We start from the raw sequence: 14,548 nt of genomic DNA, 5'->3' as shown, positions 1-14,548 counted from the left end.
GGAGGCTGATAGTATGGGACAGGAGTTAAAAGTGATCGTTTTTTCACTAGCGCATGAAGAATATGGGGTGGAGGTGGAGAGTGTACGGACTATCGAGCGGATGCAGCCGATGACCCGTGTTCCCAAAACTCCGGATTTCGTCCGGGGCGTCATTAATCTCCGCGGTGTGGTAACGCCGGTTATTGATTTGCATGGCCGCTTTGGCTTCCCGCCGAGCGAATATACCGACAACACGCGCATCATTATCGTAGCTGTAGGGGATTTGGAAGTCGGTTTGATTGTGGATGCGGCCAATGACGTTATCGATATCGACAGCGACTGCATTGAGGATCCTCCGGAAATCGTGGGCGGAATCAAAGCGAAATATTTGCGGGGTATCGCAAAAGTGAGCGATGAACGCCTGCTGGTGCTTTTGAATCTGAAGGAAGTACTCAATAAAAATGAAATCATCCAATTGGAAAAGTTAGAGGAGCAGGTTTAGTGGAAACTTTCAACTCTTTTGCAGAGTTCCAGATGGATGTTCTAAAGGAAGTGGGCAACATCGGCGCCGGACATGCCGCTACGGCATTGTCCAAGCTGCTCGATAAGCCCGTCGATATGCTGGTCCCCAAAGTGCGGCTGCTTCCGTTTGAAGAAGTAGCGGAAAGCGTGGGCGGTGCGGAAGAGGTGGTTATCGCCATCTTCCTGCGGGTAGAGGGGGAGACGCCCGGCAATCTGTTCTTTATCCTTACCATGGATTCCGCCAAAAAGCTGCTCCGCAATGTGGTTGGCATCGAGGAGACCGGCGAAGAAGAATATTCGGAGATGGAGCTTTCGGCCTTGAACGAGATCGGTAATATATTGGCCGGCTCCTATCTAACCTCGCTGGCGGATTTTACAAACCTGAATATGCAGCCCACCGTACCTTCACTGGCCATGGATATGGCAGGGGCGATTCTAAGCTACGGCCTGCTTCAATTCGGTCAAATGGGAGATCAGGCGCTGCTCATCGATACGAAATTTTTGGACGGTCATGATGAAATTGAGGGTCATTTTTTCCTGATCCCGGATCCGGAATCGTTTGAACGAATTTTTGTTGCTTTGGGAGTACAGACTCCATGATTCAAGAAAACCTCATTAAAGTTGGAATGGCCGACCTGAATGTAGCACACAGGACCGGGGTGTTGAAAACAACAGGTTTGGGATCTTGCGTAGGCGTTACTTTGTACGATGCCAAGGTAAAAGTGGCGGGAATGGCGCATATCATGCTCCCCAGCTCGGATATCGCAAGAGAAGGAAAGTTCAACATTGCCAAATATGCGGACTCTGCCCTTCCGGAGCTGATCCGTCTGATGCAAGCGCTTGGTGCAGAGATTCGGCGTATGGAAGCCAAAATGGCCGGGGGCGCACAAATGTTTTCATTCGGCACCCAATCCGACTCGATGCGGATCGGTCCGCGGAATGTAGAGTCCTGCAAAGAAGTGCTCCACCGCTACAGCATTCCGATCAAGGCGGAAGATACCGGGGCCAATTATGGCAGAACGATAGAGTTTGACTGTCAAACGGGTATTCTTGTAGTTCGCAGCGTACAACACGGCGTGAAGGAATTGTGAACCATGATTGGATCGATTCGTTGGAATTTTATCATAGGCGCTTTGGCGTTTATTGTCACGTTTGTACTTTCCATGTCCAAAAATATTTGGCTAACAACCATCATTCGTAGCTTTTACAGCTTTGCGATACTGTTTGTTCTCGTGTTTTTGTGTCGTTTTCTGCTGGGCACCTTTGCCGGACTGAACCGTCTTTCTGTACAAGAACAGGAAGCCGGGGAAACGGAAGCCAAAGGTATCGCAGTCGATGCGGTGACCCCTGACGAGGACGAGGAGCTGCATGAGCTGCTAAAACCCGGAGCCGATCCGAAATCAGCAGCGGCTGACTTTACTCCGTTGAATCCTCCGAAGCTCCGGGTAAAAAAACAGCCGGATCCGGAAGAGATGGCGCAAGCGGTTCGTCGAATGTCTGATGAATAAGGGTGGTGACAGTCCGTCATGATCAGCCAAAAATCCCACTTAGCCAATATGGACGTATGGGTGCAATGGAGAGAAAATAAGATATTGGAAGCAAAAAAGGCACTGATCGAAACGTACTTGCCGCTTGTGGACTATGTGTCCAGCCGTCTCTCCATCGGCCTGCCCAAAAATGTGTCCAAAGAAGATTTGTCCAGCTTCGGCGTGATGGGACTTATCGATGCTATAGAAAAATTTGATTATCAGCGTGGATTGCAGTTTGAAACTTATGCTTCATGGCGAATCCGCGGCGCTATCATCGATGGCCTCCGTCAAGGAGATTGGGTTCCCCGTTCGGTGCGCGAGAAAGCCAAAAAGATTGAAGAAGCTTACCAGGTGCTCGAACAGCGCTATTTACGTTCCGTTTCGGATACCGAAATGAGCGACTATTTGGGAGTTAGCGAGAACGATTTTCAACAAATGGTGCAGGACGTTGCCGTTTCTACCGTTTGTTCCATTGATGATCCCATTAGAGAAGAGGATTCGGAGACGAGACTTTCTTTATTGATCGATGAGAAGGCCAAAAACCCTGAATTCAAAGTAAACGAGGTTTATATAAAGGAAACGTTGGCAAAAGCGATAGAGCGGTTGACGGAAAAGGAAAGAACCGTGGTTTCGCTTTTCTATTATGAAGAATTGTCTTTAAGCGAGATTGCCGAGGTCATGAGCCTTTCCCCCTCGCGAATTTCCCAGCTGCATTCCAAAGCGATTCAGCGCTTGAAGGGCGCTTTGAGCCGGCACAAGACCCATTTGTTATACGATTAACCAATGGAAGGCGGAGTAACGATGAGTGATTCGGAGTTGCCGATCAGTTTTTACTTGGATATCTCCTTGTCAGACGATAAATTGTCCGCATATTTACAGTTTACGAATTGTGACCAATCCTTTCAGATTTCGCGTGAAGCGCTGGAGGAATTTTTAAAATCTCACCATATCGTGTTCGGAATCGATGAGGAGAAGCTGACTGCCATCGCCAAGAATCCCGCAGCCTTTTTCAATTCCAGGACGCTGATTGCCCAAGGCCACCCTCCGATTGACGGTCAGGACGGGCATATCCACATGTTGTACAATTTGGATGACAAATTGAAAAAACCGGCGGAGCTTGACGACGGCAAAGTGGATTACAAGGAAGTGACGTCGATCCATAATGTACGCAAAGGCCAGTTGATCGCTCAAAAGGTTCCTGCCATTCCAGGCACGCCGGGAAAAGCGGTTACAGGTGAAACCTTGTTTGCCAAAGACGGCAAAGAAGCCAGATTCAAAATCGGCAAAAACGTTGTTGTGGATCCGGAGCAAACAGCCATGTACGCGGCCATCGACGGTATGGTGACGAAAACGGACCGGGATAAGATCAACGTATTTCCGATTTTTGAAGTGAACGGGGACGTGGACTATAACATAGGCAATATTGACTTTGTCGGGGCAGTTGTCATCCGCGGCAGTGTGCTCCCGGGCTTTCGGATCAAAGCAGCCGGCGATATCCGGATCACCGGAAGCGTGGACGGAGCCGATCTGGAAGCAGAAGGCTCCATCGAAATTACCGCCGGCATTCTTGGACATTACAAAAGTGTCATTCGGGCAGGCAATCGGGTGAAAAGCTCCTTTATTCAAGACGCCACGGTGGAAGCGGGAGAGGAAGTTCTCGTCAGTCAAAGCATTATGCATTCGCAAATCCGCGCGGGCAAGCGGGTGGTTTGCAAAGGCACGAAAGGGCTCATTGTCGGCGGAATGATTCAGGCGGGAGAGTGGGTCGCTGCCCGCACCATCGGAAACTCCATGTCAACGACGACAGTCATTGAGGTAGGGGTGCTTCCTGAGCTTCGCAATGAGCTGCAGCAGCTTCGCGCCCATCTTAGAACCATGAGCGAGAATATGGAAAAAACGGAGAAAGCACTTACTTTGCTGGATCAGCTGGCTGCCGCCGGGCAGCTTGGGCCGGATAAAGTGTCCATGCGCATCAAGCTGAACCACAACAAAAAGCAGACCGCCGAAGAGATGGCCGCAGCCAAAAATCGGATCTTCGAAATCGAGAAGTCGCTGGAGGATTCGGAAAAAGCCAAGGTGGAAGTCATTTCAACGATCTACAGCGGAGCGAAAATCGTGATCGGGCGATATACGAAATTCGTTAAAGACACATCGCATCGGGTGAAATTTCAATTGCTCGACGGAGATATTGCCATGCTTCCAATCGTTTAACGGCTGATCATGTAAGCCCCGGCTTAAAGGAGGGTACCTGAAATGAGCCTAAAATCCATTGAGATGCAGTTCGCTCTTCATAAGAATGATGAAGCCGGACTAAAGCAGCATCAACTGATGAACAAGCCTGTTCAGGATCAGACGGTGCTCTCAAATGAAGCTGAGAAACATACGTTGAAAGAGCGACAAGTCGCTGCCAAAGCGGAGGAGACCAACGGCTCCACCGTGAAGGACGATGGGCCAAAGCGGCAGCACGGGCAAGAAAAACGCCGTAGGGACGGCAAGTTTGCCGGTCAGAGCGGCGCCAGGCCTGAGCCCCGGAGAGACCATCCGTTCAAAGGACAGCATATCGATTTGTCGCTTTAACCCTTGTGTGAAAAAGGTGAATGCAGTGAACCAACCTTGGATTTATATTGTGCTTGTCGGTCTCGTGCTGATCGTGTATGCCAGAATGGTTCCGAGAAGCTCGGGAAACCAAGGAAGCAAATCGCAGAGCGGCAGCATGCTCAGTGAAATGGAAGAAACAATGGACCATTTTGCCGCCGAGCTTGACGAACAGAACAAAGCGTTAATTCAGATGGTTGCCGAAACGAAGAAGGAATACGAGCTGCATTCGGCTAAGCTCGTTTACCGCATAGAAACACTCGAAAAGCAAGGGAGCCAGCTTCAGCAGGAGATCAGCCGGATAGGGTATGTTTGCGAGCAGCTTCAAGCGCGGCTGTCTGACCAAACGCGAAGCGATGCGGGAAACTCTGGTGAAACCGCCGGTTCGGTTGAACCCGAACGGCATGCCGAAGCGGCGAATGCGGCGAGCCCTCCTGAGCCGGTCACGCAGGAGCCGCCTGCCGTATCGTTCGTTTCGGATATGAAGGAACGGTACAGTGAGTTGTTCGCATTGTATCAACAGGGCAAATCGACCGATTATATTGCGAAGAAGCTCGGTAAGAACAAAGGAGAAATCAACCTGATTCTGCAACTGGCCAAACAGGAGGAGCTGTCCGATGGCTAACAATAAATCGATGCTTACCGGACTCGGCGCCGGAATGATTTTGGGTGCGGTGCTTCTCCAATTGATGAATGCGTCTTCCTCAACGGCAGTGTCCGGTCCCGATCTGGAAGAAATGAATCCGGCGCAGCTGAAGGAAGCCGCGTCCGTATATTTTCAGGTGTATGACAAAGATCAGAAGCTGTATGATCAGACCCAACTCGATGCATTGGTCCTGCAAAAACTGCAGCAGGAAAAGGAAAAACTGGCGGCCGAACAGCAGTCTGCGGCTTCCGCACCGGTCAAAGAAACCTACATTTATATCTCCGGCGGCCTGACAGCGGGCCATGTGGCGGATATGCTGCTGGCGAGCGGTATCATTACGGACAGAAAAGCGTTCGCGGACGAGATGCGCCGCAAGCGGTTAAATGATAAAATCGTTACCGGGATTCATGTATTCAAGAGCCCGATGGAGCTTTCCGAAGTAATTACGAAGCTGACGACACGTTAGGATCGGAACCGGCTGACCGGGTCCGATTTTGTCGTTATTAGGTTTAAAATCGCGGGTGTTGCATACCAATGTCAGTTATGGTATATTAGTTGTCGGTGTTAAAATCCACACGCTGATTAATTCCGGCAAGGGTGCTCTGAGGGCAATCGCAACAGCTATTACATAACATGATGGTTGGTGTGTCAATGGAGTTTTGTCGCGAAGATGAGATTGGCGGAGGAAACCAAAAAACCAAAACCAGAGGAGGTGCGTGAGGATGGCAGTAATCTCCATGAAACAGCTGCTTGAAGCTGGGGTGCACTTCGGTCATCAAACCCGTCGTTGGAACCCGAAAATGGATCGATACATCTTCACCGAAAGAAACGGAATTTATATCATTGACCTGCAAAAAACGGTCAAAAAAGTTGAGGAAGCTTATAACTTCGTCAAATCCATTGCTGAAGAGAACGGTACAATCTTGTTCGTAGGAACGAAGAAGCAAGCGCAAGATTCCGTTAAGGAAGAAGCGGAACGTTGCGGAATGTACTACATTAACCAACGTTGGCTCGGCGGAACGCTGACGAACTTCAAAACGATCGAAAACCGGATCAACCGTCTTCATGAACTGGAAAGATGGGAAGAGGACGGCACATTCGATGTGCTTCCTAAGAAAGAAGTAATTATCCTGCGTAAAGAAAAAGATCGCCTTGAGAAATTCCTGGGCGGTATCAAGCATATGAAAGGTTTGCCGAGCGCTCTGTTCGTCATCGACCCTCGTAAAGAGCGGATTGCCGTTGCCGAAGCTCGCAAGCTGGGTATTCCGATCGTCGGTATTGTCGATACAAACTGCGATCCGGACGAAATTGACTATGTCATTCCGGGTAACGATGATGCTATTCGTGCGGTAAAGCTGCTGACAGCCAAAATCGCTGACGCAGTCATCGAAGCGCATCAAGGCGAACAAACGACAGCCTAATGGATTGAATACATGAAAGGGTGGTTTGAAGGTGCAAAATCCTTTCACCGCCCTTTTTTTAGGGTTACATATTGAACTCGAGGAGGCCAAACTTATGGCAGTTAATGCGGCAGCAGTAAAAGAATTGCGCGAAAAAACCGGAGCGGGTATGCTCGATTGCAAAAAAGCATTAGAGGAAGCAAACGGAGATTTGACGAAAGCGGCTGAGATCCTTCGTGAGAAAGGCTTGTCTGCAGCAGCAAACAAGGCTGGCCGGATTGCAACGGAAGGTGTTGTGGAATCCTATATTCATGCCGGCGGAAGAATTGGCGTACTGGTTGAAATTAACTGCGAAACCGACTTCGTGGCCAAAACGGATTCTTTTAAAGAATTCGCCCGTGACATCGCAATGCAAATTGCAGCGGCGAATCCGAAATATGTTCGCCGTGAGGATGTTCCGCAGGAAGCTTTGGATAAAGAACGCGAAATCTTGAAAAACCAGGCTTTGAATGAAGGCAAACCCGCTAACATCGTTGAAAAAATGGTGGAAGGCCGCATGAGCAAATTCTTTGAAGAATTCTGCTTGCTGGAGCAGTCCTTCATTAAAGATCCGGACAAAACGATCAATGCTCTTCTGAACGAAAAAGTGGCCACCATCGGAGAGAATATTTCGATCCGCCGCTTTGTTCGTTATGAGCTCGGAGAAGGCTTGGAGAAGAAGCAGGAAAACTTTGCGGAAGAAGTTATGTCGCAAGTAAAACGTTGATCGAAGTGAATAGGCAAGGAAATGTGGGAACACTTGGTGTTCCTTCTTTTTTAACAGGAGAGGGAATGCGGTCTGATTGAAACGGAGGGTTGTTGTTTGGAACATCCGATATATAAAAGAGTGGTTTTGAAACTTAGCGGTGAAGCTTTGGCAGGACAGCAGGGATACGGCATCGACGCTGAAGTGATTTCATCCATCGCCCAGCAGGTGAAGGAAGTTGTGGACCTGCAAGTCGAGGTTGCCATTGTCGTCGGGGGAGGAAACATTTGGCGCGGAATTGCCGGCAGCGCGAGAGGCATCGACCGTGCTACCGCAGATTATATGGGCATGCTTGCGACCGTGATGAATGCGCTGGCGCTTCAGGATGCTCTGGAGACGATCGGAGTGCCTACCCGCGTTCAATCATCGATAACGATGCAGCAGGTTGCCGAGCCTTATATCCGCCGGAGAGCAATGCGTCATTTGGAAAAAGGAAGAGTGGTTATTTTCGCGGCAGGCACAGGAAATCCGTACTTCTCCACCGATACGACAGCTGCGCTCAGAGCGGCTGAGATCGAGGCAGAGGTTATCCTGATGGCGAAAAACAAAGTCGATGGCGTTTATTCCGCGGACCCGTTCAAACATGCGGATGCTCAAAAGTTCGAAACGCTCACTTATCTTGAAGTGCTCAACAAAAATTTGGGTGTAATGGATTCAACCGCATCCTCCTTATGTATGGACAACAACATACCGTTGATCGTTTTCTCGATTACGGAAAGCGGCAATATCAAGCGAGTGGTACTCGGTGAAAAAATCGGTACGATAGTAAAAGGGAGTGTATAACGATGCCTCAATCGATAAAGAAAAATGCGGAAAACCGTATGGAAAAAGCGATTGGTGCGCTGAAGAAGGAGCTGGCTTCGCTTCGTGCGGGGCGCGCAACACCGGCACTGCTCGATCGTGTGCAGGTAGAGTACTACGGTACGATGACCCCGGTGAACCAACTGGCCAATATTAACACGCCGGACTCCCGGACGCTGATGATCCAGCCTTGGGATAAAAGCTCTGTGTCCGCTATTGAGAAAGCGATCATGAAATCGGATCTTGGCCTTACACCTACCAATGACGGCAGCTCCATTCGTATCGTCATTCCGGCATTGACGGAAGAGCGCCGTACAGAGCTGGTTAAAATGACGAAGAAGTACGGCGAGGAGGCCAAAGTCGCCATCCGCAATATTCGCCGCGATGCCAATGACGATATCAAGAAGTTGGAAAAGACGGGGATTTCCGAAGACGAATCCCGTCGCCATCAAGACGATATTCAGAAATTTACGGATAAGTATATTGCCGAAGTCGACAAAGTGCTCGCAGCTAAAGAGAAGGAAATTATGGAAGTATAATTGGTGAAGACCCCCTTGTTTGAGGGGGCTTTTAGTCTTTCCTGATGGGGGATTAGCATGATACCTTTCAAGAAATGGTTTGGAAGCAAACCGGAGGGTGAGGAGCTCGCCCGGCAGCTCGATGCAGATAATATTCCAAATCATGTGGCTGTGATTATGGACGGTAATGGCCGCTGGGCGCAAAAGCGCGGACTGCCGCGGGTTGCCGGACACCATTCCGGGATGAAAAACGTGAAGAGAATCACGATGGCGGCGGACAGCATCGGTGTGCAGGTGCTTACGATGTATGCCTTTTCCACGGAAAACTGGAAGCGGCCGAAAGAGGAAGTCGACTATTTAATGAAACTTCCGCTTGAATTTTTCCCCAAGGAAATCGACGAACTCATAGCCAACAACGTCCAAATCCGTATGACCGGCTGGCAAGAGGGCCTTCCGGATCATACGCTTAAAGCCATTGAAGACGCGATCGATCAGACGAAGCGGAATACAGGTCTTATTTTAAATTTTGCACTGAACTACGGCAGCCGCAAAGAGATGCTTCGGGGCATCCAACAGCTTGTACAAGATGCGAAAGAGAACAAAGTACATCCGGACGGAATCGATGAAACCTTGTTTTCCAAATATTTGCTGACCGATCCGCTTCCGGACCCCGATTTGTTAATTCGCACGAGTGGGGAGAAACGCATCAGTAATTTCATGCTGTGGCAGCTCGCATACTCGGAGCTGTGGTTTACGGATCTTTGCTGGCCTGATTTTACGGAGCGGCATTTCTTCGAAGCTATACAAGAGTACCAGCGCCGGGCCAGAAGATACGGTGGGTTGTAGTTCTATGGAGGAATGGAATTGAAGCAGAGAATCGTTACAGGGATCGTCGCAGGGATCGGGTTTTTCATCATGCTTTATTTGGGCGGTTATTGGTTTGCCGGGCTTCTTTTGATATTGTCGATGATCGGTTACGATGAGTTTCTGCGGATGAACGGACTGAAGGGAAACAAAGCCATTGTCATCATCGGCTATTTAGGGGTGTTTTGCCTTACCCTGCAGTGGCAGCATACCGGAGTTACGCTGAGTCAACTGGTCTGGTTGTTCATGTTTCTTTTTATGGCCGCAACGGTCATTTCCAAAAATAAAACAACGATAGATCAGATTGCGATGGCCTTCATCGGCATGGTGTATATCGGTTTCGGATTTCATTACATGATTGCGACAAGAGACCTGACCGAAAACGGGTTGTATTGGACGCTGCTTGTATTCCTTTGCATTTGGTCAACGGATTCCGGCGCCTATTTTGTTGGATCAAAGTTTGGGAAAACACCGCTTTGGCCGGCGATCAGCCCCAAAAAATCAGTGGAAGGCGCCATTGGCGGAGTGGTGATTTCGATCCTTGTTGCGTTGATCTTCGCCTCGTTTCAACCCGAGCTTCTCGATTATGCTCGCGCGGCTTGGATTGGACTGATGATTGCTGTCGTTGGCCAAATGGGGGATTTAATGCAGTCCGCTTACAAACGGGTAAAAGGCATTAAAGATACGGGTGCGATTCTTCCGGGTCACGGCGGCGTGCTGGACCGGACGGATAGCTGGTTGATTGTTTTTCCGTTTCTTCACCTGCTGTCATGGATCCCTCACGTATAATATAGCCGGAGGTAAACAATTGTGAAAAAAATCAGCATTCTGGGCTCCACCGGCTCTATCGGCACGCAAACGCTGGATGTCATTTCCCATTATCCTGAGCAGTATACGGTGGAGGGCTTGTCCGGAGGACATAACATTAAGCTGCTGGCGGAACAAATCCGGCAGTTTCGTCCGCGCAAGGCTTCGGTAGCGACAAAGGAGCTGGCAGAGCAGTTATCACTGGAAATCCCCTCGGATGTAAAGGTATATTACGGAGAAGAGGGGCTCATCGAGATCGCGGCAGGTACGGATGCCGAGTTTGTCGTCACGGCGGTTGTGGGTAGCCAAGGCTTGGCGCCGACTATCGCGGCTATAGAAGCAGGGAAACAAATCGGACTGGCCAATAAAGAAACCTTGGTCAGTGCCGGTCATCTCGTAACCGGGCTTGCGAATCGGCGGGGCGTTCGCCTTTTGCCGATCGATAGCGAGCATTCCGCTATTTTCCAATGTTTGCAGGGTGAGCGCCAAGAACAAATACATACGATTACGCTGACCGCTTCCGGCGGAAGCTTCCGGGACCGTACTCGTGACGAGCTTAAGCATGTTACGGTTGAGGATGCATTGAAGCATCCGAATTGGGCCATGGGCGCCAAAATTACGATCGATTCGGCGACCATGGTCAACAAGGGTTTGGAAGTGATTGAAGCTCATTGGCTCTTTGACTTGTCTTACGACCAGATCGAAGTGCTGATTCATCCGGAGAGCATCATTCATTCCTTTGTCGAGTTTAAAGATTACAGCGTCATCGCACAGATGGGGCTGCCCGACATGCGGGTGCCGATTCAATATGCGTTGACGTATCCGAACCGGATGAAAACACCTGCCGGGCGGCTGCGGTTGAAAGATATAGGCAGACTGCATTTTCGCGAGATGGATTTCTCGCGGTATCCGTGCCTGCGAATGGCTTTTGAAAGCGGCAGAATCGGCGGATCTATGCCGACGGTGTATAATGCAGCCAATGAAGTGGCGGTGGAACGGTTCTTAAAAGGAGAGATTTCCTTTTTGGACATCGAGCGCGTCATTGAACAAGTGATGGCCGAACACGAACCGGTCGCATTCCCCGACTTGCCTGCGATCTTCGAGATCGACAAATGGGCAAGGCTGGCCGCGCGGAACGTCATGCCACAGCTATAATGGCAGCCTGAAGCAGCAAGCATTTTTCCGGTAAACCGGTCATAGGTTCATATCACGGGGCGGCTTGTATTCCTTTCATCATTAATGTTAATCTTAAGATAAGGAAACGCCTTTTACGTAACTATCGATGTGAACATTCGTGCTTAAGGAGGCCGTAAAAGTATTGGCGACGCTGCAGAATATATTTCAAATTGTGCTCTTGTTTTTTGTTCTCGTATCGATTCATGAGTGGGGACATTTTTATTTTGCTAAACGTGCAGGCATTTTGGTCAGAGAGTTTGCCATTGGATTTGGACCGAAGCTGCTGTCCTTCAAACAGGATGAAACCCGATATACACTGCGTCTTCTTCCGATCGGCGGTTTTGTAAGAATGGCCGGAGAAGATCCGGAAATCGTTCAAATCAATCCGGGACAACGCATCGCCGTTAAGCTGACCGACGATCAAGTTACCCACATTTATTTAAACGACTTTGACAGTCGTACAGGCAGCTTGGAAGGTGTGGTTGAACAGATCGATTTGGAGAAAAAGTTGTTTGTCCGCCTGGACGTCGACGGCGACATCCAACGGTTTTCCGTCCATCCCAAAGCGATGATGATCAGCAAAGACAAGGAAATTCAAATCGCTCCCTGGGACCGCCAATTTGGCAGCAAAACGGTAGGCCAGAGGGCTCTATCGATATTTGCCGGCCCTTTGATGAACTTTATTTTGGCGTTCATTCTGTTCGTGACCGTTGTGTTTATTGCCGGCGTGCCGCATAAAGTGAAAATTGCCGGTACGGTGCCGGGTTCCGCCGCTCAGCTTGCGGGGCTTCAATCCGGGGATTTGATTTTGAACGTAAACGGAGTGGACATCGGAGCGGATCGAAACAAGCTGACCTCCCTTATTCAAAGCTCCGTCAATAAACCCATGGATTGGACGATTGAACGTAACGGGGAGATCATCAGGAAGAATGTGACGCCGGCTGTCGACCAGGACGGGGTGATTCGCGTCGGCGTTACGCTCGTTGCCGAGACGAGACCGGCTACCGTAATGGAAGGACTGAAAAGCGGCTGGAACAGCCTTTCTTCCGCTACCATGCTGATATTGGATGGATTCGGCAAGCTCGCGACACTGCAGTTTAAACTTGACGATTTGGGAGGACCTGTGAGGATCGTCGAGTTTACAAGCGAGCAGGCCAGCGCAGGATGGGCGCAGTATATTTCGTGGACTGCCATTATGAGTCTGTATTTGGGGCTTTTCAATCTTCTGCCGATTCCGGCTTTGGACGGAAGCCGCCTAGTCTTTTTGGGACTTGAAGCGGTGCGGGGCAAACCGGTCGATCCCAGCCGTGAGAGCATGGTCCATTTTGTCGGCTTCGCCATGCTGATGCTGCTTATGATTGCCGTAACGTATAACGATATTTTGCGTTTGATGAACGGGTAAGAACTGCCTTCTGTAGGGGGAGAATCAGAGTGATGTCGAATTCAAAACAGGAAAAACAATTTGTAAAGGAAATCACGCCGCAAAGCGAAGATTTCTCGCGCTGGTACATTGACACGATCAAAAAAGCGGATCTGATGAGCTACTCTCCGGTCCGCGGCTGTATCGTGTTTAAACCGGACGGATATGAAATATGGGAGCATATACAGAAGGAACTGGATGCGCGGTTTAAAGAAACCGGACACCGCAACGCCTATTTTCCGATGTTTATCCCTGAGAGCTTTTTTCAGAAAGAAAAAGAACACGTCGAAGGCTTCAATCCGGAACTGCCTTGGGTAACCGAAGCGGGCGGAGAGAAGCTGGAGGAGCGGCTTGCCATTCGCCCGACGTCCGAAACCATGATCGGTCATATGTATTCCGAGTGGATTAACTCTTATCGGGACCTGCCGCTGCTCATTAACCAGTGGGCAAACGTTGTCCGGTGGGAGAAGCGTACCCAGCCGTTCCTGCGTACAAGCGAATTCCTGTGGCAGGAAGGCCATACGGCCCATGAGAATGAGGAGGACGCACGCAAAGAAACGATGCAGATGCTGGAGATTTACCGTGATTTTGTGGAAAATTTCCTTGCGATTCCTGTCATCATGGGACAAAAAACACCTTCCGAGAAGTTCGCCGGAGCCGTTGATACATATTCTATCGAAGCGATGATGAAGGACGGAAAAGCGGTACAAGCCGGAACCTCCCATTATATGGGCACGAACTTTGCCGTAGCGTTCGACATCAAATATTTGGATCGGGAAAACCAGCATCAATACTGCCACACCACTTCATGGGGCGTCAGCACCCGGTTAATCGGGGCCCTGATTATGGTCCATGGAGATGACCGCGGGCTTGCATTGCCGCCGAAGGTGGCTCCGACGCAGGTGGTTATGATCCCGATTGGACCGCCCAAAACACGCGATCAGGTGGTCGGCCGGGTTAACGAGCTTTATGATCAGTTGAAGAAGGCCGGTGTGCGCGTGAAAGTGGATGACCGTCCGGACCAAAGCCCGGGTTGGAAATTCAATGAATACGAAATGCGCGGCGTTCCGGTTCGCGTCGAGCTCGGACCGCGCGATATGGAGAACGGTCAGGTGGTATTGGTTTCCCGGATTACCGGCGAGAAGCGCATCGTGGCCCAGGATCAATTTACGGAAGAAGTGCAAAAGCTGCTGACGGAAACGCAGCAGGAAATGTATGATCGGGCCAAGCGTTTCCGCGACGAGCATATGACAGAGGCGGACTCCGTGGACGAGCTGAAGTCGTTTCTCGAACAGAAACGGGGGTTCGCGCTATCGGGCTGGTGCGGATCGGAGACTTGCGAAGCGCACGTGAAGGAAGAGACAGGCGCTACAAGCCGCAATATCCCGTTTGAGCCGGGAACGAACAAAACCAAATGTCTTGTTTGCGGTTCGGATGCCAAGCATACCGTTGTATTCGGACGAGCGTACTAAAATACGAAACCAAT

General features: G+C 50.0%; 18 protein-coding genes. All 18 read left to right on the top strand.

Going from position 1 to position 14,548, the window contains the following annotated elements:
• The first annotated feature begins 13 nt into the window (after window positions 1-13).
• The 18 genes from EXW96_RS11630 (at window position 14) to proS (ending at window position 14,534) form a co-directional block, all read left to right on the top strand.
• Window positions 14-481 (top strand): chemotaxis protein CheW, encoded by a 468-nt coding sequence (locus tag EXW96_RS11630; protein ID WP_174350611.1) that lies wholly within the window; start codon window positions 14-16, stop codon window positions 479-481.
• 32 nt (window positions 482-513) lie between these two features.
• On the top strand, window positions 514-1,101 hold the full coding sequence (locus tag EXW96_RS11625) for a chemotaxis protein CheC (RefSeq protein WP_137670112.1): 588 nt from the start codon (window positions 514-516) through the stop codon (window positions 1,099-1,101).
• The gene (locus tag EXW96_RS11620; RefSeq protein ID WP_174350610.1) at window positions 1,098-1,592 is read left to right on the top strand and encodes a chemotaxis protein CheD; all 495 of its coding nucleotides are present in this window, start codon (window positions 1,098-1,100) and stop codon (window positions 1,590-1,592) included. Before EXW96_RS11625 ends, EXW96_RS11620 begins: the two co-directional genes overlap by 4 nt.
• Before the next feature lie 3 nt (window positions 1,593-1,595).
• Window positions 1,596-2,009 carry a hypothetical protein gene (locus EXW96_RS11615; protein ID WP_174350609.1) on the top strand — a complete coding sequence of 138 codons (414 nt, stop codon included), beginning with the start codon at window positions 1,596-1,598 and terminating at the stop codon, window positions 2,007-2,009.
• A gap of 18 nt (window positions 2,010-2,027) precedes the next feature.
• The gene (locus tag EXW96_RS11610; RefSeq protein ID WP_062407986.1) at window positions 2,028-2,810 is read left to right on the top strand and encodes a FliA/WhiG family RNA polymerase sigma factor; all 783 of its coding nucleotides are present in this window, start codon (window positions 2,028-2,030) and stop codon (window positions 2,808-2,810) included.
• A gap of 21 nt (window positions 2,811-2,831) precedes the next feature.
• Window positions 2,832-4,241, top strand: a complete 1,410-nt coding sequence (locus EXW96_RS11605; RefSeq protein ID WP_174350608.1) for a flagellar assembly protein A — start codon at window positions 2,832-2,834, stop codon at window positions 4,239-4,241.
• A 42-nt stretch (window positions 4,242-4,283) separates the two neighbouring features.
• Entirely contained in the window at window positions 4,284-4,607 is a 324-nt protein-coding gene (locus EXW96_RS11600) for a hypothetical protein (protein WP_054818895.1), read from the top strand.
• Between the two features lie 25 nt (window positions 4,608-4,632).
• Window positions 4,633-5,250 carry a hypothetical protein gene (locus tag EXW96_RS11595; protein ID WP_249929547.1) on the top strand — a complete coding sequence of 206 codons (618 nt, stop codon included), beginning with the start codon at window positions 4,633-4,635 and terminating at the stop codon, window positions 5,248-5,250.
• The gene (locus EXW96_RS11590) at window positions 5,243-5,737 is read left to right on the top strand and encodes an MltG/YceG/YrrL family protein (protein ID WP_054818897.1); all 495 of its coding nucleotides are present in this window, start codon (window positions 5,243-5,245) and stop codon (window positions 5,735-5,737) included. The genes EXW96_RS11595 and EXW96_RS11590 overlap by 8 nt, the downstream gene beginning before the upstream one ends.
• A gap of 256 nt (window positions 5,738-5,993) precedes the next feature.
• A complete protein-coding gene (rpsB, locus tag EXW96_RS11585) occupies window positions 5,994-6,692 on the top strand; it encodes a 30S ribosomal protein S2 (RefSeq protein WP_062407990.1) in 699 nt (232 codons plus the stop codon).
• 94 nt (window positions 6,693-6,786) lie between these two features.
• Entirely contained in the window at window positions 6,787-7,437 is a 651-nt protein-coding gene (gene tsf / locus EXW96_RS11580) for a translation elongation factor Ts (protein ID WP_054818899.1), read from the top strand.
• A 96-nt stretch (window positions 7,438-7,533) separates the two neighbouring features.
• Entirely contained in the window at window positions 7,534-8,259 is a 726-nt protein-coding gene (gene pyrH, locus EXW96_RS11575; RefSeq protein ID WP_062407992.1) for a UMP kinase, read from the top strand.
• Between the two features lie 2 nt (window positions 8,260-8,261).
• Complete coding sequence (frr, locus tag EXW96_RS11570) at window positions 8,262-8,816, top strand: ribosome recycling factor (RefSeq protein ID WP_054818900.1); 555 nt, start codon at window positions 8,262-8,264, stop codon at window positions 8,814-8,816.
• A gap of 57 nt (window positions 8,817-8,873) precedes the next feature.
• Complete coding sequence (locus EXW96_RS11565; RefSeq protein WP_062407994.1) at window positions 8,874-9,641, top strand: undecaprenyl pyrophosphate synthase; 768 nt, start codon at window positions 8,874-8,876, stop codon at window positions 9,639-9,641.
• Window positions 9,642-9,659: 18 nt separating this feature from the next.
• Window positions 9,660-10,448, top strand: coding sequence for a phosphatidate cytidylyltransferase (locus tag EXW96_RS11560; RefSeq protein ID WP_174350607.1), 789 nt, complete (start codon window positions 9,660-9,662; stop codon window positions 10,446-10,448).
• A 21-nt stretch (window positions 10,449-10,469) separates the two neighbouring features.
• Entirely contained in the window at window positions 10,470-11,621 is a 1,152-nt protein-coding gene (locus EXW96_RS11555; protein ID WP_082660706.1) for a 1-deoxy-D-xylulose-5-phosphate reductoisomerase, read from the top strand.
• Window positions 11,622-11,784: 163 nt separating this feature from the next.
• Window positions 11,785-13,044 carry an RIP metalloprotease RseP gene (rseP, locus tag EXW96_RS11550; RefSeq protein ID WP_062407997.1) on the top strand — a complete coding sequence of 420 codons (1,260 nt, stop codon included), beginning with the start codon at window positions 11,785-11,787 and terminating at the stop codon, window positions 13,042-13,044.
• Window positions 13,045-13,076: 32 nt separating this feature from the next.
• Complete coding sequence (gene proS / locus EXW96_RS11545) at window positions 13,077-14,534, top strand: proline--tRNA ligase (RefSeq protein ID WP_174350606.1); 1,458 nt, start codon at window positions 13,077-13,079, stop codon at window positions 14,532-14,534.
• The last annotated feature ends 14 nt before the right edge of the window (window positions 14,535-14,548 follow it).

The organism is Paenibacillus sp. JMULE4 (assembly GCF_013337105.1).
GTDB classification, from domain to species: Bacteria; Bacillota; Bacilli; order Paenibacillales; family NBRC-103111; genus Paenibacillus_G; species Paenibacillus_G naphthalenovorans.
This window is presented reverse-complemented; position numbering and strand designations above follow the sequence as displayed.

Excerpts from the sequence above, each read along its gene's own strand:
- EXW96_RS11630 (WP_174350611.1), top strand. The coding sequence starts at position 14 with ATGGGACAGGAGTTAAAAGTGATCGTTTTTTCACTAGCGCATGAAGAA.
- EXW96_RS11625 (WP_137670112.1), top strand. The coding sequence starts at position 514 with ATGGATGTTCTAAAGGAAGTGGGCAACATCGGCGCCGGACATGCCGCT.
- EXW96_RS11620 (WP_174350610.1), top strand. The coding sequence starts at position 1,098 with ATGATTCAAGAAAACCTCATTAAAGTTGGAATGGCCGACCTGAATGTA.
- EXW96_RS11615 (WP_174350609.1), top strand. The coding sequence starts at position 1,596 with ATGATTGGATCGATTCGTTGGAATTTTATCATAGGCGCTTTGGCGTTT.
- EXW96_RS11610 (WP_062407986.1), top strand. The coding sequence starts at position 2,028 with ATGATCAGCCAAAAATCCCACTTAGCCAATATGGACGTATGGGTGCAA.
- EXW96_RS11605 (WP_174350608.1), top strand. The coding sequence starts at position 2,832 with ATGAGTGATTCGGAGTTGCCGATCAGTTTTTACTTGGATATCTCCTTG.
- EXW96_RS11600 (WP_054818895.1), top strand. The coding sequence starts at position 4,284 with ATGAGCCTAAAATCCATTGAGATGCAGTTCGCTCTTCATAAGAATGAT.
- EXW96_RS11590 (WP_054818897.1), top strand. The coding sequence starts at position 5,243 with ATGGCTAACAATAAATCGATGCTTACCGGACTCGGCGCCGGAATGATT.
- rpsB (WP_062407990.1), top strand. The coding sequence starts at position 5,994 with ATGGCAGTAATCTCCATGAAACAGCTGCTTGAAGCTGGGGTGCACTTC.
- tsf (WP_054818899.1), top strand. The coding sequence starts at position 6,787 with ATGGCAGTTAATGCGGCAGCAGTAAAAGAATTGCGCGAAAAAACCGGA.
- frr (WP_054818900.1), top strand. The coding sequence starts at position 8,262 with ATGCCTCAATCGATAAAGAAAAATGCGGAAAACCGTATGGAAAAAGCG.
- EXW96_RS11565 (WP_062407994.1), top strand. The coding sequence starts at position 8,874 with ATGATACCTTTCAAGAAATGGTTTGGAAGCAAACCGGAGGGTGAGGAG.
- proS (WP_174350606.1), top strand. The coding sequence starts at position 13,077 with ATGTCGAATTCAAAACAGGAAAAACAATTTGTAAAGGAAATCACGCCG.